Consider the following 21,139-nt stretch of genomic DNA (forward strand, 5'->3'; position numbering starts at 1 on the left):
ACAAAAGTTCGGTCGCGACGGCTTCAACCTGCCTTGGGATTAGTCATTTGCGCGCCTCGTCCAGAGGGCGCTATCGAATTCGCCCTGCGTAAAAAGGATCCGTAGTGATGCGTTGCCGCCCCCAGAAAGTCACTCGCCGTAACACTGATTCCGCTGCTGTGCTGTGCCTCAAACCCTTGGCCCAGGCCATCGCCTTGCTGCTGCTGGCCAATCCCGCCTACGCAGCGACCAGTTTCAGTTCGGCCTGGTTCGCGGCCAAGGGCGCGGCACCTGTCGCAGGCCCGGCCAGCCCCAGCGCGCCTCGCCCTGGAACGCCTCCACCGCTGGCGCAGCAGCAACGGGTGCAGCAGCAGTTGGGCCGTTCGCTGGCGAACATGAACAGCACGGTGGCGGCGATTGCGGCCAGCCAGGCTGCCCAGGCGGCAGGGCGTGCGGCCAGTTTCGGCGCGCCGCAAACCATTCATAACGGTTTGGGCGGCAATGGCTTGAACGCAGTGATCGGGCCGGATGGCAAGCCGTTGTTTCTCAACGCCAACGGTCCGGTACAGACCGACGCCAATGGCAAGGTTATCGTGACGATCAAGCAGACCGCCGACAAGGCGATCCTTAACTGGGACACGTTCAACATTGGCCGTGACACCACCCTGGCGTTTCAACAGGACGCCAATTGGGCGGCGTTGAACAAGGTCAACAACAGCACCGCGCCGAGCCAGATCCAGGGCCAGATCAAGGCCGACGGCACGGTGATGATCCTCAACAGCAACGGCGTGGTGTTCAGCGGCAGCAGCCAGGTCAACGTGCGTAACCTGGTGGCGGCCGCTACGGATTTCAGCGACGAACAGTTCAAGACCGGTGGCCTCTACAACGCCAACGCGGCGAGCTTTACCAACGCCCAAGGCGCGATCCGGGTGGAGAAGGGCGCGCAGATTTCCACGACAGCCCCGAGCAAATCGACTGCCGGGGGCGGCTATGTCTTGTTGCTGGGCAAAAGTGTCGACAACGCCGGCACCATCAGTACCGAGCGTGGACAAACCGTGTTGGCGGCCGGTGACCGTTTCACCATCAAGAAAGGCTTCGCCAGCGACGGCAACTCGACGTCAACCACCCGCGGCAATGAAGTCACCGCCCATCAGGATGGCACCAGCGGCGCCGGGACTGTAAGCAACACCGGGCTGTTGATGGCCGCCAACGGCGACGTGACCCTGACCGGCAACCAGGTGCGGCAGAACGGCGTGGCCCTGGCCAGCACCTCGGCGGACACCCGTGGCACGCTGCACCTCACGGCGCGAGGCAGCGATGCCAACGTAACCCTGGGCGAGGGCAGTACCACGGCGATTCTGGTGGATGCCAGCGCTACGGCCCTGGACAGCCAACGCGACAGTGCCTTGAAACCGATCGTCAGCCAGGACGGCAAAGTCATTCCAGCGGACACCTATCGCCGAGACCTGTCCCTGGTGCAGATCGACAGCGCTGGCAGCGTCGATTTCCAGAAGGGATCGATCACCCTCGCCACGGGCGGTCAGGTGGCGGTGAACGCCGGCACCCGCAGCCTGGTGCGTGACGGTGCGGTGATCGACGTCTCCGGCGCCACCGGCGTCAAGGTGGCGATGGAAGCCAACAGCATCAAGGTCAACATCCAGGGCAACGAGCAGCGCGATGCCGCCGGCAACCGGGATGAAGGTACGTTGAACAACAACGACGTGTGGGTGGATGCGCGTGAGCTGGTGTTCGTACCCGCCGGCACCAACGGCTACGCCACTGATCGCTGGTACACCGCCGGTGGTCTGCTGGAAGTCAGCGGCTACCTCGGCACCCAGGGCCACAGCGCTGGCGAATGGATGGCCCAGGGCGGCACCGTGAGTTTTACCGGTAATGATGTGGTGACCCAAGCCGGCTCGCAGATCAATCTGTCCGGCGGCACGCTGGATGTGCAGAGCGGCACCGTCAAGCAGACCTGGCTCAAGGGCGCCGATGGCCGCTTGTATGAACTCAACAGTGCGCCTGGGGACATGCTCTACACCGGGATCTACAAGGGATACGAAGACCACACCCAGCGCTGGGGGCAAACGAAGTATTACTACAATCCCTTGATTGCTCCACGTTCGCGCCAGGAGGCCGGCTACACGGTCGGCCGCGATGCCGAGCACCCTGGTGATCGGGACTAAAAACGCGGTGCTCGAAGGCACGCTCGCCAGCGATACCTTCCAGGGTGACCGCCAGACCCGCGCCGCCCAGGCTGGCCTGGATGGCTACCAGCAGTCGCAGAAAGCCGTGGCCCGTGGCGGGCAGTTGGTGGTCGGCTCGTACGTGCCGTTCTACGTAAAGGAAAGCGGTACTGTGGAATATGCCCTTGGCGCCACGGCCAATACTTTGAAGAACGTGATTTTCGGCCAAGACGCGGCGGGCGTTGCCGGTAGCGTCGGTCTGGACGGTGCCTTGCCGACGGATCGCCAGGGCACGTTGTACCTGGACAGCAACCAGCTCAACGGCTTCAAGCTCGGTGCCGTCAAGGTCGCTGCGAGCGAAGGCGTCACAGTCAACGGTGCGTTGCAGGTGGCTCCGGCCGGTTCCATCAGCCTGTTTGGCCCGACGGTGGCCGTGAATGCCAATCTTACTGCCCACGCTGGTGCCATTCAGGTAGGCAGGGATTTCGTCCAGGTCGACGGCACGATGCCGGTTGTCGGCGCGTCCTCGGTCAGGGTGGCTGACGGGGTGCGTCTGGATGCCAGCGGGCTGTGGAGCAATCTACAACTGGACCCTGGCGATATCAGCGCCTTGCCTTACCAGAACGGCGGCAGCATCGCCCTGAAAACCGGCGGCGCCATCGCGCTGGGCGCCGGCAGCGTGCTGGACGTTTCTTCCGGAGCGGTGTTGCTCAACTCGGGCAAGGTGCAGGGCGGCAAAGGGGGCGATGTAACCCTGAGTAGCCTGAACGGCGGATTGAGCCTGGGGGGCGAATTGCGGGGCCAGGGTGTGAAGGGCGGCGGCACCTTGCAATTGCAGGCCGGTAAAGTCCTGATCAGCGACACCGCGACCTCCGCGGCGGCCGGTACCTTGCTGCTCGATGGCGGCTTCTTCAAAAAAGGCTTTTCCGCCTACGACATCATCGGCAACGACGGCCTTGAGGTTGCCGAGGGCACCCGGGTCGATGTCACCCTGCCGGTTTATCGCCAAGGCGCTGGCGCGCCTGGGGTCGCCACCGGTGGTGCATTGGGCAGCGCGCTGGAAACCTGGACGCCACCGCTGTACGTCGAGGACGCCAGCAAGGGCGTGCTGACCCAGCGCCAGGGTGCCAGCCTGTCCTTGCAAGCCGGCAGCCAGCAAACCGGCGCGGCGAATGTCGCCACGGCTGACCTGCTGGTGGGCAAGTCGGCGGTGTTGAATGTCGACCCCGGACAAGCGATCCGCTTGACGGGTATTGGCCAGATCACCGTGGACGGCACCTTGAATGCCTGGGGCGGCTCGATCACTGTCGGCTCCGCGCCTGGGCCGCAAGCGGCGGTCATACCGCCCAGTGACAACTTCAAGTCGATCTGGATCGGCGAGAACGCGGTCCTGGACGTAGCCGCTCGCGCCGCCACCGCCACGGGTACCAGGGGGACCCAATACGGGTTCGTGCGTAACGGCGGAAGTATCGTCATCGGTGGTGAAATCGACCATGCGACGGGCGACGGCGGCGGTATCGGCAAATTCATCGTGGTGCGCGAAGGCGCGTTGCTCGATGCTTCGGGTGCCCAGGCGGTGCTGGATGACGCGGGGCAACGCCGAGTGGTTGCCAGCCACGGCGGCGACATCAGTTTTGGCTCGACCAGTGGGCTTTACCTGGACGGTCAGTTCAAGGCTGCCGCCGCATGGTGCCGGAGCGGCGGGCGGAAGCTTGTCGGTCGGGCTCGGGGCGACGGTTTATTTGAACAGCTCGGATTTGCCGGACAACCAGCGCAAGACTCGCGAACTGATTATCGAGCAGCACCATTCCGCGACGGGTATCACGGCCGGGAGCGCGCCAGAGCAGGGCGCCTCCCTGCTGGAGCACGGCTATGCACGGCTTGCGGTGGATCAGGTCGAGGCCGGCGGCTTTGATACGTTGTCCCTCTTCAGTACCGGTCTGCTGACCTTCGATGGCAATGTCAACTTGACGATGGCCAATGCGCTTCAGCTCTACGCGGGTGCGTACGGCATGGCGGAGACAGCGGCGGCGGACTCGGTGGTCAAACTGCGCGGTAACTATGTGCGCTTGGCCGGCGCGCAAGATAATACGACCGCCGGGGCTGACAACAGCAGCACCGGCATAGGGCTGGCGCCTTCGGCACGACCTGCCGCAGGGCAGTTGTTGGTGTCAGCGACCGGGTTGCTTGAGGTTCGCGACGCGGTGAGGATCGGCGGCAGCGGAACGCTGACGATGGCCCAGGGCGAAGTTCGAAACGTCGATCGTCGTGGTTTTGCGGATTTGCAGTTGAACAGCCAGGGTGACATTCGGATGGCGAGCAGCCAGGCCGATCATAAAATGTTACTTCGCACCCCCGGCGTCCTGGGCCTCACCGCCGCGCAGATCTATCCCGGCACCGGCGTGCAAGGGACGCTGACCGCCAAGCGCATGGACATAGGCCGCAACGGCTCGGCGATTCCCTCGGTGCCTTATTCCGCGTTCGGCGAGTTGCGGCTTGAAGCGGATGTCATCAACCAGGGCGGCATTCTGCGAGCGCCATTGGGCAACCTGATCATTGGCCAGACGGCACTGGAGACCGCGTCCCGTCCCGGCAGCGATGTGAACATGCTGCCCGGCAGCCTGACCTCCGTCAGCGGCGCGGGGCTCGTCATGCCCTATGGCGGAACAGCGGATGGCAAGTCCTACGTGTTCGATGGCGTGACGCTCGACAAGAGCCTGCTGCGGCCAGCCCTCAATGGCGTGCCGGGAAAGATCGATCTGGTGGGCGAGACCATCGACGTTGCGGCGGGAGCCGTTGTGGACGTGTCCGGTGGGGGTGAATTGACCGGCGCCGGGTTCATCTCGGGGCGTGGCGGCTCCACTGACGCGCGCTTCAACCCCTTGGTGCAGTTCGGTCCGGACGGTTTCCTGTTACCGGCACTGAGCAGCAACCCGGTCTACGCTATCGTTCCTGGCGTACAGACCGGCTATGCGCCCGCGGGTGGTGAAGCCGGCGCCGTCGCCCCCTTGGTCGGCCAGCAGATTACCCTCGGTGCCGGCTGTACCCGGCTTGCCGGCCGGCACCTATACCTTGCTGCCCTCGACCTACGCGCTGCTGCCGGGTGCGTTTCGCATCGAGGTCAACGGCCTGGCCGGGCAGGGTGGGGTGGTGCCGACCCAGGCCATGCGTAACGGCTCCTGGGCAACGGCCGGCACGCTGGGTATTGCCGGCACCGGCGTACGCGACAGCCTGGCGAGCCAGGTCATCGTCACCGCGGCGGATACGCTGCGCCGCTATTCGCAGTACAACGAGACCAGCTTCAGCCAGTTCGCCCTGGCCGACGCGGCGCGCCTGGGCGTGCCCTCCGTGTTGCTGCCCCGGGATGCCAAGGCGTTCAACGTTACGTTCGAGCGCAACCAGAGTGACCAACCGAGCTTCAGTTTTGCCGGGAAACTGCTGAGCAAAGCAGCCAAAGATGGTCGCGGCAGCACCACCGCACTCACCTTGGTCAGGGCCGGGAACCTGGAGATCATCAAGGCAGGAGAGGCGGTCAGTTCTGGATTGGACGTTGTAACCCTGACCGACGATGCGGTGAATGCCATCGGCGCCAGCAGCCTGTTCATTGGCGGTTACGCCTTGGCCCGCTATGGCCAGGGCGGTAACTTCCTTGAATTCAGTGATGGCAACGGCAGCGCCTCCCGAACCCAAAATATCACCCTGCGCAGCGGTGCGACCCTGCGGGCGCCGGAAGTGTTCCTGGTGACGTCGAGTCCCAATGGCGGCATCACCGTGGAGCAGGGCGCGTCGATCAATACGCTGGGCATGGGCGCCGTGGCGCGTGACTCGCGCGATGGCTATCTCTACAACCCCGGTCGCAACAGCGTGCTCGCCGTCTCTAATGGCTACGTGAACATGTTGGCGCCTTCCGCACCCAACCCGCAAAGGCCGGACAGCGCACCTGGCAGTATCCGCATCGGCGTGTGCGACGGCGTTTGCACCGGCACCACTCGCCTGTATTCCGAAGGCACCATCGCCTCGGCCACGGACAATCGCTTCGAGCTGACGGATGCCGTACGCTTCGGTACCCGTAACCTGACCCTGGCGGTTGGCGGCATCAACGTTGGCAGCGCCGAGACCCTGGCCGACCTGGCGTCACGCAATCTGTTGCCCAGCGGCCTGACACTCAACCAGCAGGTGCTCGACCGCCTGTTGCTGGGCGATACCAGCGCTGGCGCGCCGGCGCTCGAAACCCTGGTGCTGGGTGCGCGCGATTCACTGAATTTCTATGGCAACGCCAGCCTCGATACCTTTGACGCGGTGACTGGCAAGTCGCGGCTCAAGGAATTGGTGCTTGGCACTCCAGCGATCTACGGCAAAGGCAATGCCAATGAAACGGCGCTGATTCGCACCGGTAACCTGATCTGGAATGGCGTGCAAAACGAGGCTGGCAGCATCGTGGCCGGCGGCGCGGGCACCGGCACGGGCAACCTGCAGATCGATGCCCAACGCATCGAGTTTGGTTATGCCCCAGCCACCGAGTCCAAGGTGGCCAAGGCCTATGACCGCCTGGCCCTGGGATTCGCCAACGTCAATCTCAACGCCAGCGAACGCATCACCGCCAACCATAAGGGAGGCTTGTCGGTTTACCAGAGCCAGGGCGAATACATCACCGGTAAAGGTTTCCAGTACAGCGGCGGCAACCTGAACATCCTCACGCCGTTGATGACCGGCGAGGCCGGGTCGGTCAACCGGATCACCGCAGGCGGCAATATCCGCGTCAGCGCGCCGGCGGGCAGTCGCCTGCCGGTGGCCAGCGCCGACAGCTTGGGCGCCGAGCTGGCGTTGAACGGCAAGAATGTGCGGGTCGAAGGCAACGTGGTGCTGCCCAGCGGCAAGCTGACCCTCAGCGCCGAGGATGAATTGACCCTCACCGATGCCGCGCGCCTCGACCTGGCCGGACGCAAAGTCACCTTCAACGATGTCAACAAGTACAGCTGGGGCGGTGACCTGATCCTCGAAAGCCGCAACGGCAATATCCGCCAGGCCGCCGGCTCGGTGATCGATCTCTCCGCCGTGAACAACCAGGCCGGGAGCCTCAAGGCCACCGCATTGGCGGCGGCCGCCGGCAAGGTCGACCTGGCGGGCACTGTTCTTGGCAGCAGCAGCGGCTACTACGATGCGGGCGGCACCGCCGTGCCCTACAAGGCCGGCAGCGTGGACATCCGCGCCCAACGCCTGGGTGACGCAAGCCTGAGCGAGGATTTCGCCGCCCTCAACCAACGCCTGAACCAGGGCCAGGTCTTCGGCGGCCGCAGCTTCCAGCTCAAGCAGGGTGACTTGGTGATCGGCGATGGGCTCAAGGCCGGCGTGATCAGCGTGTCGGTGGACGGCGGCAAGCTGACAGTCAACGGCACCGTGGACGCCAGTGGCGAGCGCGTGGGGTCCATTCGCCTGGCGGGCAAGCAAGGCTTGACCGTTGGCGGCAACGCCATGCTCGACGCCCATGGCAGCGTGCTCCGGGTCGACAGCTACGGCCAGATTATCGATTCGCCGAACCGCGCCATGGTCGAGCTCAGTTCCGGTGATGGCCTGCTGACCTTGGCCGACGGCGCTCGGATCGATTTGCGTCACGGCACTGCCGCCAAGACCGGCCACGACGGCAAGGCCCGCGGCACCCTGGAACTGAACGCTCCTCGCCTGGGCGGGGCGACTGCCGACGATATCGCCATCGACGCCAGCGGCAACCTGAATATCCAGGGCGCCAAGCTGATAGCGCTCAATGGTGTGCAGCGTTACGACAATGCCCACTACGGCAGCGATCCGGCGGCCAGCGGCAGGCCGTATCAGATCATCAATCAGGACTACCTCAACGACATCGACCGCGAAAACCGGGCCTTCATCGACAACGCCTTGAAAAACGACGCCTTGCGCGACGGTAAGCTGGCCGGCCTGAACAATGCGACGTACCGCAACGCGTTCCACCTGCGCCCCGGCGTCGAAATCGTCAGTGCCACCGCCGACGGTGACCTGGTGGTGCAGGGCGACCTGGACTTGTCCGGCTATCGCTACGCCAGCCTCAATCCGCTGACACCCCAAACGTCTGTATACGGTTCCGGCGAAGTCGGCAGCCTGGTACTGCGCGCCGGGGGCGACCTGACCGTGCTTGGCAGCATTAACGATGGTTTCGCGCCGCCGCCAGAAACACCGGACGACGATGGCTGGGTGCTGACGCCCGGCAAGCAAATGTTCAACGGCGATGTGATCGTGCCCCGCGCGGGCATTGAATTGCAGGACGGCACGACGTTCCTCTCCGGCGTCATCCTCAACTACGACCTGCCGTTGCAAGCCATCACTCTGGCCGCAGGCACGCGCCTGCCGGTGGACGGTGAGTTGGCCGAGGCGATTTCACTGCCTGCCGGCACGGTGTTGGCGGCCAATATCCGTTACCGCGACGGCCGTGTGGCGTATGCCGCCGGTACGCGCCTGACCGCCGACCTGACCGTGGCGCAAGGGATGATCCTCGGGAGTGGTTCGGTGTTGATCGGCGATACCGCCTTGACCGGATTGGTCTGGCCAAAAGGCGTGGCTTTGCCCAGCCGCCCGGCAAGTTCGGTGACAGTTCATAGCCCAAGCACCGTGGTTCAGGCGGGCGCGTTGCTGTTGCCCTTGGGCGCGCTGATACCCGCAGGCACCGACGTGAAGCTGGCCGAAGGCGTGGACAAGATCAATCTGCGCGGCGGCGATGGCAAGGGCCACAACTGGGCAATCGCGCCCATGTTGGCCGAGGGTTCGCAGTCCTGGTCGCTACGTGCCGTAGCGGGCGCTGATTTGCAAGCCGCTGATACCCGCCTGGTCAATCCGTATGCCGAGCATGGGCGCTTTACCGTGGCCGATACTCACTATGGAATGCTGGCGAAGGCGGGAGGCCAGGTGCTGACCGATCAAGCCTCGCTCGACTATTTTGGTGACTTGAGCTACTCCGGGCGACCCGTGGCGGAGTTGGCTGACCTTTACGGCATGAGCGTCGACGAGTTCTGCGGGCAGGCGCCAGGGCTCTGCGTCGCGGCGGGGCGGACGTTGACCGAGCAAGCCTCGCTCGACTATTTCGGTGACCTGACCTATGCCGGTCGGCCAGTGGCGGAGTTGGCGGACCTGTACGGTATGTCGGAGGACGAATTCTGTGCCCAGGCGCCGGGGTTATGCGTCGGTGGGAGCGTTTACACCTACGTGGTGGGCACCAGCAGCTTCAGTGTGCTTCGTACCGGTACAGGTGATCTGGACCTGGTCAGCGCAGGTGATTTCAGCATGCAATCGCTGTTTGGCATTTATACCGCGGGCATGTCGTCCTTGAGCCTGGCCGACTCGGCGGCGTACAACCTTGCGCGAGGCGTCTCGGTGAACAACGCCGGCCTGCCGACTGACTCGATCCTGGGGAACGGTGACAGCCCTTATGAACGCTTGGTGGATGGCGGCGCAGACAGCCGATATCGCGCATGGTATCCAGACCATGGCGGCAACCTGCTGCTGTCGGTGGGCGGCGATTTGGCCGGTGACATAGTCGGCAGAAAACAAAGTACTCTCGTGACCGAAGACGCACCGCAGATAGAGAGCTCGGGGGTTGGGAATTGGTTGTGGCGCCAAGGCGATGGTGACGGTACGCCTACGGCCTGGTGGATCAATTTCGGCACCTATGTGCCCCATGGCACCGATCCGGTACTGAACGGTTTCACCGGTATCGGTACCTTGGGCGGCGGCAACGTGGATGTGCGAGTCGCGGGAGATGCGGGCATGTTGGCCCCCCGTGGGGAGCGAGGCGAGCAGGGCGCCAGTCGCAGTCAGGGGATAGTCCTGGCGGTCGGCTCGACCGGGCGCATGGTGGACGGTCAATTGAAGTTCACGGGTGGCGGTGACCTGTCGCTGGCAATCGGCGGCGCGCTCAACCCTTCACTGGAGGCTAGGGCGTTTCTCGACTTAGCTGGCCAGCCGGTTGATTCGCGCCATGACATGAATGGCAGCCTGACGAACTTGCGGGGTTCGCTGAGGGCCAGTGCCGGTTCGTTCGGCGGCATGGAATTGATCAACGGTCCGGACAAGGTTTCGCAGGACCCCCGAGAGATCCGTGCCTACAACCCATACGATGCAACGATGGCCAGCGCGACCGGTGGACTGTTGCTGGTACCCGGCGATGCCACCGCCAGTCTGGATGCCCGTGGCGATCTCGTGCTTGGCGCCGCAGTGGACCCGGGCCGTGCGCCGACACGAGCCGCCCAGTCGGTGGACCTGGGCGGCGGGGCCAGAGGCCCCGGATATTCCTGGTTCAGCCTGTGGACTGACCATACGTCTATCGATCTGTTTGCCGCTGGAGGGAACCTTACGCCTTCGACCCAAGGCGCAGAGCTTTCGACTGGCGTCAATATCGCCACGCCTCGTGGCGGTATGGACTATTCACCGACCGACGGGCGTTTCGTCTATCCGTCGATTTTGCGGGTAGCCGCGCCCTCAGGCAGCCTGTATTACGGGCCCTCATCACGTGGGGTAGGGGGCTTTGTGACCCCCTATTCCTTGATCCTGGCGCCTGGAAACCAGGCGCAGCTGGAGTTTCTCGCTGGGGATTCGATTTATGCGGGAGGCTACGCAATATCACCGACCAATGCTTCAGCAAGCAGCCTGGCAACTCCGGACCATCCTGCGTTCTATTACAAGGACCGATCGGGTGTGCTACACGGCGACCTGGAAGGAGCGAGTGCGAACCCTTCGCTACTCAGCAGCATCGGAATGGGCTTGTTCGCGTTCGGCGGTACAGGGTCTGGCGGAGATTATCGAGGCGCGGACCAGCCGGTACGCTTCTACGCCGTCAGGGGCGATATCGTTGGGTTGCGCACGGGCGAGCTGATTGCCTTCAGTGCCGGTCGCAGGGGCGGCGAGACCTGGTACGAGGCCGCCAGTCCCGCCTGGATCATGGCGGGGCGGGATATCGTCAACAGTGGTGACATTGCGGGCACTTTACTGACGCAGTTCGAAACCGGGCCCACCAGCACCGGCAACCTGTTCGTCCACGACGACCCCACCGACATCTCCATTGTCTCCGCCGGCCGCGACATCCTCTACAGCACCTTCAACGTTGCCGGCCCCGGTACGCTGGAGATCAGCGCCGGGCGCAATATCCTGATGGAAGACCAGGCCGCCGTGACCAGCCTCGGTCCGGTGAAAGCCGGTGACAATCGCCCCGGCGCAAGCATCGTGATGCAAGCCGGTGTAGGCGCCGCCGGGCCGGATTACCTGGGCTTCGTGCGGCAATACCTGGACCCGGCCAACTTGGCGGACGCCGGTGCCGGCCTGGCCCAACAGCCGGGCAAGGTGGCGAAGACTTATGAGGTCGAGCTGGCGGCGTGGCTGGCATTGCGGTACGGCTTCGACGGCGATACCGAGCAGGCACAGGCCTACTTCGCGGCATTGCCGTCCGAACAACAACGGGTGTTTGCCCGCCAGGTGTACTTCGCTGAGCTGCGTGCCGGTGGCCGCGAGTACAACGATGCCAGCAGCCCGCGTTCCGGCAGCTACCTGCGCGGTCGCAACGCCATCGCCGCGCTGTTTCCCACCCATGACGTGGCCGGCAACGCCTTGGCTTACCAGGGCGACATCACGATGTTCGGCGGCGCCGGGGTGCACACCAACTTCGGCGGCGATATCCAGATGCTGACGCCCGGCGGGCAGCAGGTGTTCGGTATCGAAGGCGAGGCCCCGCCGTCCAGTGCCGGGGTCATCACCCAAGGCACCGGTGACATCCAGTTGTTCAGCAACGGCAGCGTGTTGCTGGGACAAAGCCGGATCATGACCACCTTCGGCGGCGACATTCTCGCCTGGTCGGCGACCGGGGATATCAACGCCGGTCGCGGCTCGAAAACCACCTTGGTGTACACGCCGCCCAAGCGCGTCTACGACGACTGGGGCAACGTCACCCTGTCACCGTCGGTGCCGAGCACTGGCGCCGGCATTGCCACCCTCAACCCCATCGCCGAGGTCGCGCCGGGCGACATCGACCTGCTCGCGCCGCTCGGCACCATCGACGCGGGAGAGGCGGGCATCCGGGTCTCGGGCAACATCAACATTGCCGCGTTGCATGTAGTGAACGCCGCCAACATCCAGGTGCAAGGCAAGTCCAACGGCGTGCCGGTCAGCGCGGTGGTCAACACTGGCGCACTGACCAACGCCAGCTCCGCCGCAGCGTCCGCGAGCGATGCCGCGGAAGGCGTCGCGCGCGAACAACAGGCCGCCTCGCGCAACCGTATGCCATCGGTGTTCAGCGTGCAGGTACTGGGCTTCGGCAACGAACGTCTGGCGCCGTCCCAGGAAGGCGCCAGCCGTGCGCCGGCCCAGGAACCGAGCAACAGCGTGCGGGTATTGGGGGCTGGACGGTTGGACGACCAGGCGCGCAATCAATTGACCCCCGAGGAGCGCCGCAACCTGACGCTGTAAGCATTGTGATCAAGGCCCGAGGGCGACAGGCAACTGTCGCCCTTTTTTATGGGCGCGGGCGCTGTCCGTAGCCGTTCATGAAGATTCGATGACAAAAGTTCGGTAGTGGCCGGTTGCCTCGGTCAAGGTTGTGTGAAAGGGCAACGGCACTGGATTGCCGTTCATAAAAGAAGCTTTTGGCAGGGACGCCCGGACAACTTTTTTTGCGCTATTTCGCGCTGGATGCCAGGTGTGACAGGGGCTATGGGGTCTATGGAAAGTTACTCGAAAGTGGGCATGCAGGAGCTGGACCAGCGCCTGTCGAAGATCGTCGAGGCTGCACGCAAGAAGCCGGTTTCGGTTTATCGCTACGGCGCACCCTGGGTGTGGATCGTGTCCCAGGACGACTGGCAGAGCGCCTTGAAGGAGTTGTCCAGCTACGTGCCGCCTGGCCATTCCCTGGTCATGTTGCGCCCACAAATCGAAGAACTGCTGGAGGCCTCCTCCGAACCCCTGCAGCAATGGGCACGGGAACATCAGATTCAGGTGCCGGTGCCGGCGTTGATGCTCGCCTTGTTGCTCCAACTGTTGTACTCGCTGCCCAGCGAAAAGCAGCTGTACGAGCAGCTCAATTACAACTTGCTGTTCCGCTGGTTTGTCGGCCTCGAGCTGAACCAGCGGGTCTGGACGTTCGCCGTCTTCGTGCGGGATATCGGCGAACTGCTGGATAGCCCTCACGCGGCGAAATTGCTCGAGCGCATCGTCAGCGAAGTGTTCTGCGGCGACTTGATGCACATGCCGGAATTCTCGTTGAACTTCGCCTTGTTGCACACCTGGCTGTCCAGGCATTCGAAACACAAATAAACCGTCACAGGACAACACGCTGCCAACGCTGCGGGCCTGGCAGCGCGCGGCTTGGCAGCAGGCGCTGCACGGGTGGCGCAAATGAATCGAGGGGGATGTGTGGATCATTGGGATTTCAACAGCAAGCGCAGGCCGTGGCCTTTCCTGCCCACGGCACTGATGCTCGCTCTGGCCTTCGAGGCGCTGGCATTCGCCGAAGAGGCTGCCACGCTGATCGAGGCTGACGCCGGAACGCCTGCGCGGCTGGTGGATGTGAACGAATACGTCGTGCGCGGCAATACCGTGCTCGACGCGCGCGACATCGAAGAAGCGGTGTACGCGTTCCTCGGGCCGCAACGCAGCCTCACCGATATCGAAGGTGCCCGCGACGCGTTGCAACAACGCTACCAGGCCAAGGGTTACCAGTCGGTGTTCGTCGAACTGCCGGAGCAGCAGGTCGAAGGCGGCGTGGTGTACCTGCAAGTCAGCGAAACCCGGATCGGCCGGGTGCGCGTGGTTGGCACCCAGCACTACTCTCCCGTCAATGTGCGCGAAGAAGTTCCGGCGCTGACAGAAGGCAAGGTGGCCGATTTCGCGGCGGTGCAAACCCAGCTGGCGGTTGCCAACCGCAACCCGGGACGCCAGGTGGTGCCGGTCGTGCGCGAAGGGCAGCGCCCGGGAACGATGGATGTCGACTTGCAAGTCGAAGACAAGAACCCCTGGCAGGCCAGTATCGGGCTCAACAACGACTACAGCGCCGACACCGAAAAGCTGCGTTCGGTGGTCACGCTCGGCCACAACAATCTCTGGCAGCGCGGCCATACGGCTTCGCTGACCTATTTCACCGCCCCCGAGGACCGGGACAACGCGCAGGTCTGGTCGGGTTCCTATAACGCCCCCTTGAGTGAGCGCTGGAACGTGCAGTTCGCCGGCTATCAATCCGACAGCAACGTCGCAACCATCGGCGGTAGCAATGTGTTGGGCAAGGGCCATTCCTACGGCGTGTCACTGATCTACAGCGTGCCCCCGCAAGGCGTCTGGGCCAACTCGCTGTCGGTGGGTGTGGATTTCAAGGATTTCGATGAAGCCCTGCAGTTCGGCGGTTCGAGCGATGAAGTGCCGATCAAGTACGCGCCCATCACCCTTGCCTACAACGGCTTTCGCTACACCGAAACCTCGCAGTTCGGCCTGGGCCTGAGCATCGTCGCCGGCACTCGCAGCTTCTTCGGTTATGGCAGCGACGCCGATGAATTTCGCGCCAAGCGCTATGAATCCAATCCCAGCTTCGCGGTGTTCAAGGGCGACAGCACCTTTACCCAGACGTTTGCCGGTGACTGGCAAGCGGCGAGCAAGTTGAGCTTCCAGCTGGCTTCCGGGCCGCTGGTTTCCAACGAGCAGTTTTCCGCCGGTGGCGCCACCAGCGTGCGCGGTTACCTGGCTGCGGAACGCACGGGCGATGACGGGGTGCTGTTTTCCCAGGAACTGCGCACGCCGTCGTTGAGCAAACACCTGGGCGAAGGCCTTGGCAGCTACGTCGACAGTTGGCGTTGGTATGTCTTCGCCGAGGGCGCGCAGATGGCCCTGCAAGACGCATTACCCGACCAGGAAGCCGATTACAGCCTGGCAAGCGTTGGCTTTGGCACTCGCGCGACCTTGCGTGAGTGGTTGTCCGGCAGCCTCGATTGGGGCCTGCCGCTCAAGGACGGCCCCAATACCCGCAAACACGACTCACGCGTGCACTTCAACGTGCAGGCAACTTTTTGACCGGCAGGCAACAGACCTTGGAGCAACCCGTTATGCATCGCTTGATTTTCATTCTTCTCGCTTGCCTGGGCCTTGCGCTGCTCGGCAACGGCCAACGCCTGGTGGCAGGACGACTGGCATTACCGCAAACAGATCAGCATCGACACCACCCCCCAGGGCGCGGCGATCAACGAGGCGGTGGGGCGCACTGCGCTGCTGGTGCGTTTGCACACCGGCAATTTCACCTTTGACGGTGTCAACGAAAACGGCTCGGACATTCGCTTTGTCGCCGCCGACGACCACACCGTGCTCAACCACCAGATTGAAAGCTTCGATCCGCTGATGGGCATGGCCTTGATCTGGGTGGACGTGCCCATGGTGGAGGGGGGCAAGCGCTCGGACATCTGGATGTACTACGGCAACCCGAAAGCACCGGCCACCAGCAATCCCCAGTTGGCGTTCGACGCCGATTACAGCCTGGTCTATCACTTCGATGGTGCCGTTGGCGCGCCACCGCGTGATGCCAGCGCCTTTGCCAACCACGCGCAGAACGCACCGGCAGGCATCCTTGACGGCGTGATCGGCCGCGCGGCGCAATTCAACGGCCAACCGCTGTTGTTACCGGCCAGCGCGTCCCTGGGCGTCAACGCGGGGGGCGCGATGACGTTCAGCACCTGGTTGCGCATGGAGCAGGGGGCAGGGGAACAACTGCTGCTGGCCCGTCGTGACGCCGGCAACTCGCTCTTGGTGGGCATGAACCAGGGCGTTCCTTTCGTCGAGGTGAACGGCCAGCGCGCGGTGGCGAACCAGGCCGTGGCCCTTGGGCAATGGCAACACCTGGCGTTGACAGCCGATGCCAGTGGGTTGCGTTTGTACGTCAACGGCAGAGCGGCGGCCAACCTGGCGCAGCCGCTGCCGGCCTTGCAGAGTGCAATCGCGATTGGTGGCGATGCACCGGCAGCGGTGGCTGTCGGCGCGCCGACCTCGACCTATCAGGCCTTCACCGGCGTCCTTGATGAACTGCGCGTGTCCCGCATCGCTCGCTCGCCCGAGCTGATCCTGGCCGATGCCACCGCCCAGGGCGCCGAGTCACGCCTGGTGGTCTACGGCGTGGACGAAGAACAGTCCGGCTTCGGCTTCGGCAGCCTGGGTTTCCTGCTCAACGCGGTGCCGCTGGACGCCTGGGTGATCATTGCCATCCTGGTGCTGATGATGTTGCAGTCGTGGGTGATCATGGTGCGCAAGAGTCGCAATGTCGCCCGTGTCAGCCGTGCCAACGAATTGTTCCGCAGTCACTTCGCCAAGGTCGGGACTCGGCTGGAAATGCTGGCCGATGAACGCGACCTGGCGCAGCGCCTGGCGGACTCGTCGCTGTGGCGCCTGTATACGGTGGCGGTGGCCGAGATCCGCACCCGCCGCGACCAGGGCGCCGATACGTCGTCGATTTCCGCCGCCACCATCGAAGCCATCCGTTGCTCCATGGACGGCGTCCGGACACGTGAAAACCAGCAGCTCAGCGCCAAGCTGTCGACCCTGTCCAATGCCATCGCCGGTGGGCCCTACATTGGCCTGCTCGGCACCGTGCTGGGGATCATGGTGGTCTTCCTCGGCACCGCCATGGCCGGTGACGTGAACATCAACGCCATCGCGCCGGGCATGGCGGCGGCCTTGCTGGCGACGGCCATGGGGCTGTTCGTCGCGATCCCGGCGCTGTTTGGCTATAACCGCCTGACCACGCGCAACAAGGAAGTCAGCGCCGACATGCGCGTCTTCGTGGATGAGTTCATCACCCGCCTGGCCGAAGTCCACGGTGAAAGCCAATCCAGCGAAGCGGCGCATCGACGGGGCAACCATGTCGCCAGTCCGTCGTTGACGGTGTGAGGGGACGACCATGGCCAACCTCAACAGCGCCCTGGACGATGACGAAGATGCTGCCGTCGACACCATCAACATCACGCCACTCGTGGACGTGCTCATGGTGGTGCTGGTGATGTTCATCCTCACCGCCACCGCCCAGGTCTCCGGCATCCAGATCAACCTGCCGAAGGCCAGCTCGACCATCTCGCTTTCGCAGCCCAAGACCAAGGCGATTTCCATCAATGATGGCGGCCAGGTATTCCTCGATGCCTACCCGGTCACCCTCAACGAACTGGAAGACCGCTTGCGCATCGAGAAGGCGCAGAGCCCGGATTTTCCGGTGATCGTGCGCGGTGATTCCACCGTGCAGTACCAGAAAGTCATTGAAGTGCTGGACCTGTTGCGTCGCCTGGAGCTGTCCCAGGTCGGCCTGGTCACCGGCAAACCGAGCCAGGGCTGAGCCATGACGTCTTTTCCTGAACAGCCGCAGAACGGCCATCTGGAGCAACAGCGCGACGTCACCAGGACGGTGCGTCGAGTACTGCTGTGGAGCGTTGGCCTGCTGGCGGGCGCGGGCCTGGCCTGGCTGCTGTGGACATGGGCCAATGACATGAGCGGCATTCGCCGCGAGGCGCCAAAGATCCCGGCGATCATTCCGTTGCCGCCACCTCCGCCTCCGCCACCGGAAAAACCGCCGGAGCCGGAAAAACCGGTGGAAGAAAAAATCGTCGAGCCCGAGCCCACGCCAGAGCCCGAGGAAGTCAAGCCAGAGGAAGAGGCGCCGCCTTCGCCCGCCGAAGACCTGGCCGACCCGATGCAAATGGACAGTGACGCCCAGGCGGGTTCCGACGCTTTCAACATTGGCGCGGGCAAGGGCGGCGGCATGGCCGGCACCGGCGGCGGGCGCCTCGGCAACGGCACCTACAGCCAGTTCCTGGCCTACAGCTTCCAGCGCTTGCTGCGCGAGTCGCCCGAGCTGCGCAACCTGGCGTTTCGCCTGGAGGCTGACGTCTGGCTGGACCAGGCCGGTCGCGTGACGCGCGTGGAGCTGGGACGCAGCAGTGGCGATGCCGAACTCGACGCCAAGGTCCTGGCGACCTTGCGCGCTTCACCCCATCTGGAACGTCCACCCGCCTCGTTGCAGGTGCCGGTGCGTATCCGCCTACAAGGACGCCGACCGGGCTGAGCCGGGTCGCCAAGAGACCATTAGGAGTTGTGTTCATGATCTGCAAAATCAATCGATTGGCGCTGGGTGTCGGCCTGGTGATCGCCAGCCTGACGGGCAGTGCCTTGGCGCAGACGCCGTCGCAGAACGCTACGGTCAACCTGATCCGCCTGTTGGTTCAACAAGGCGTGCTCAAGCAGGACCAGGCGCAAGCGCTGATCGACCAGGCCGAAGCCGAGGCCGTGCAAGCCCGGCAGGCCGCCGCGACTGCCGCGCCGGTGCCAGCACCCGGCGCGCCGGGGGAGGTGCGGGTGCAATACGTGCCGGCGATCGTGCGGGAACAGATTCGCGACCAGGTGAAGGCCGAGGTGATCGCCCAGGCCAAACAGGAAAACTGGGCACAGCCCAATACCTTTCCCGACTGGGTGTCGCGCATCACGTTTGAAGGCGACGTGCGTTTGCGCAACGAGTCGCGCTATTACTCGGGCAGCAACAGCAACGAGATCGTCGATTTCGCCGAGCTCAATAACAGCGGGCCCTATGACGTCAACCCTAGAAGCGGTACGCAATACCCACCGCTGCTCAACACCCGCGAAGATCGCGAGAACATGCTGCGCTTGCGTGCCCGGATGGGCTTGCGGGCCGCGCTTTCCCCTCAATGGACCGCCGCCATCCGGCTGGGCACGGGCTCGGACAGCAGTCCTGTGTCCACCACCCAGACGCTGGGCGGCGGCTTCGACAAAAAGGACCTGTGGCTCGATCAGGGCTACCTCAATTACCGCCCGACGAAGGAGTGGAGCTTCACCGGGGGACGCATGCCCAATCCATTCATGTCTACCGATCTGTTGTATTCCAACGATCTCAATTTCGACGGTATCGCCGGCTCGTTCAATCACCCGTTGAACCGCGACCTGGCGGTATTCGGCACCTTGGGCGCGTTCCCGGTGGAATACAGCTCCGACAGCGCGTCGAGCGATGGTTTGAACAAAGAAGACAGCGAGAACAAATGGCTCTACGGCGCGCAACTCGGTGCGAACTGGGCGTTTGCGCCGGACAACAGCATCAAGGGCGCGCTGGCCTACTACCAATTTGACGACATCGAAGGACGACGCTCCAATCCCTGCGCCATCTATGACGGCGCGCCGGCTTGTGACAGCGACGAAACGCGTCCGGCGTTCATGCAAAAGGGCAACACCTTGATGGAGTTGCGCAACCTGGTGCCGGACCCGTCCGCACCGACCACGTCGCCGCAACCACAATTCGTGGGCCTGGCCTCGGAGTTCAACGTGCTTGACCTCAATCTGGCCTGGGACACCTTGCTGTTCGACGATCTCAAGTTGCGCAGCCAGGGCAACTACCTGGTCAACCTGGGCTACGACGAAGGCAAGATGCGCAAGCGCTCGGCCGGTGCGCTGGTCAACAACGTGGACGAAAACGGTGACATCGAAAGCGGCGATACCGCCTGGATGCTGCAGTTCACCCTGGGCAGTTCCCTGGACCTGAAGAAGCGCGGCGATTGGAACCTGTTCGCCGGCTACAAATACATCGAGCCGGACGCCTTGCCGGACGGCTTCAACGACTCCTCGTTCCACCTCGGCGGCACCAACGCCAAGGGTTATTTCCTCGGCGGCAACTACGGCATCGAAGACAACGTCTTCGCGACCGCGCGCTGGTTGAGCAGCGAAGAAGTCTACGGCGCGCCGTTCGATATCGACGTCCTGCAACTTGAGCTCAACACGCGCTTCTAGCGCCGGGAGGGACAGCATGAAAAAGTCATTTCATCCCGCGATCCACGCCGTGGTGCTGCTGTTGGGGCTCGGCGCAGCCCTCGGCGCTTCGGCAGAGACCATGGAGGAACGCTTGCGTGCCCAGTTGCGCAGCACCACCCAACAGCTGCAAGCCTTGCAGAGCGAACAGGCGCAAGGCACCGCCGCGCGCCAGGCGGCGCAAACCGAGCTGAGTGCGGCACAAGCGCAAATCAAGCAACTGACCGCCGAACTCGCCAAGGCGCGCAGCCAGAGCGAACAACTGGGCGCACAGCAAGACGCTGTCCGCAGCAGCGCCCAGGCGCAGATAGCCGCCAGTACCGAGCAGGTCGGCAAGTTCAAGCAGGCCTACGAAGAACTGCTGGGCCGTGCGCGGGGTATAGAGGCGGCGCGTGCCACGCTGCAAGCCAGCCTGACCAGTCGGGACAGTGAAGTGCAGCAGTGCGTGGCGAAAAACCAAGAGATGTACGGCATCGCCAAAGAGATCCTGACTGCCTACGAAAACATCGAGGTCAGCGACGTATTGAAGATCCGCCAACCCTTCGCCAGTGGCGCGCGGGTGAAGTTCGAAGAATTGGCGCAGCGCTATGGCGATGCGCTGTACCAGACCCAGTTCGATGCCACCAAGACCACCGCCGGCAAATAACCATTGATCAAATGACCACAAGGGAAATCCAGTCATGACCGCACAAACACTGATCCTGAGCATCACTCCCGAACAACTGGGCGAACTGCTGCAAGCCGCCGGCTACCGCGTCAATCGTACCGAACAAGGCGCCGTGGTGCAGTTGTTGAGCGCCAGCCAGGGCATTGGCTTTGCCGTGCGTTTCGGCAACCCGGCCGCCACCGAGGGCAGCTTTCTGGATTTCACGTTCAGTTGCGCGCTGCGCATCGAGGGCGAATTGCCTGAAGGCCTGGTCCAGGTATGGAATGCCAGCCGCCGCTTTGCCCGCCTGAGTCGCCAGGGTGATTTCCTGGTGATGGAAATGGACGCCATCGTTGCCGCCGGTGTCAGTGAAGACCACGTGCGTGGCGTGCTGGAACTCTGGGACCGGCTGTTGCAAGAATTCGTGGTGTACCTGCGCGACTACAGCCAGCACGCACGCGAGCAGCAAAAGGACGGTGCGGATGCAACGCAGGAAGCTGCGGTCGAAGAGGCCTGA

At 63.7% G+C, this 21,139-nt stretch carries 7 protein-coding genes and 2 pseudogenes; all 9 read left to right on the forward strand.

Annotated elements, in window-relative coordinates:
• The first annotated feature begins 107 nt into the window (after positions 1–107).
• The 9 genes and pseudogenes from AB4N42_RS16440 to AB4N42_RS16480 all read left to right on the forward strand — a co-directional run bounded on the left by AB4N42_RS16440 (position 108) and on the right by AB4N42_RS16480 (position 21,139).
• Positions 108–12,623, forward strand: a pseudogene (locus AB4N42_RS16440) (filamentous haemagglutinin family protein).
• Between the two features lie 252 nt (positions 12,624–12,875).
• Entirely contained in the window at positions 12,876–13,466 is a 591-nt protein-coding gene (locus AB4N42_RS16445) for a transposase (protein ID WP_198796775.1), read from the forward strand.
• A gap of 81 nt (positions 13,467–13,547) precedes the next feature.
• Positions 13,548–15,209 carry a ShlB/FhaC/HecB family hemolysin secretion/activation protein gene (locus AB4N42_RS16450; RefSeq protein ID WP_460115005.1) on the forward strand — a complete coding sequence of 554 codons (1,662 nt, stop codon included), beginning with the start codon at positions 13,548–13,550 and terminating at the stop codon, positions 15,207–15,209.
• 32 nt (positions 15,210–15,241) lie between these two features.
• Positions 15,242–17,069 (forward strand): annotated as a pseudogene (locus AB4N42_RS16455) (DUF2341 domain-containing protein).
• A gap of 10 nt (positions 17,070–17,079) precedes the next feature.
• Positions 17,080–17,505, forward strand: coding sequence for an ExbD/TolR family protein (locus AB4N42_RS16460; protein WP_181289694.1), 426 nt, complete (start codon positions 17,080–17,082; stop codon positions 17,503–17,505).
• Between the two features lie 3 nt (positions 17,506–17,508).
• Positions 17,509–18,231: an energy transducer TonB family protein gene (locus AB4N42_RS16465; RefSeq protein WP_198796778.1), complete on the forward strand. Its 723-nt coding sequence runs from the start codon at positions 17,509–17,511 to the stop codon at positions 18,229–18,231.
• A 35-nt stretch (positions 18,232–18,266) separates the two neighbouring features.
• On the forward strand, positions 18,267–19,958 hold the full coding sequence (locus AB4N42_RS16470; protein ID WP_217859621.1) for a putative porin: 1,692 nt from the start codon (positions 18,267–18,269) through the stop codon (positions 19,956–19,958).
• Positions 19,959–19,974: 16 nt separating this feature from the next.
• Complete coding sequence (locus AB4N42_RS16475) at positions 19,975–20,622, forward strand: coiled-coil domain-containing protein (RefSeq protein WP_198796780.1); 648 nt, start codon at positions 19,975–19,977, stop codon at positions 20,620–20,622.
• Positions 20,623–20,656: 34 nt separating this feature from the next.
• Positions 20,657–21,139, forward strand: coding sequence for a YbjN domain-containing protein (locus AB4N42_RS16480; protein ID WP_198796781.1), 483 nt, complete (start codon positions 20,657–20,659; stop codon positions 21,137–21,139).

The organism is Pseudomonas sp. H2_D02, assembly GCF_054677635.1.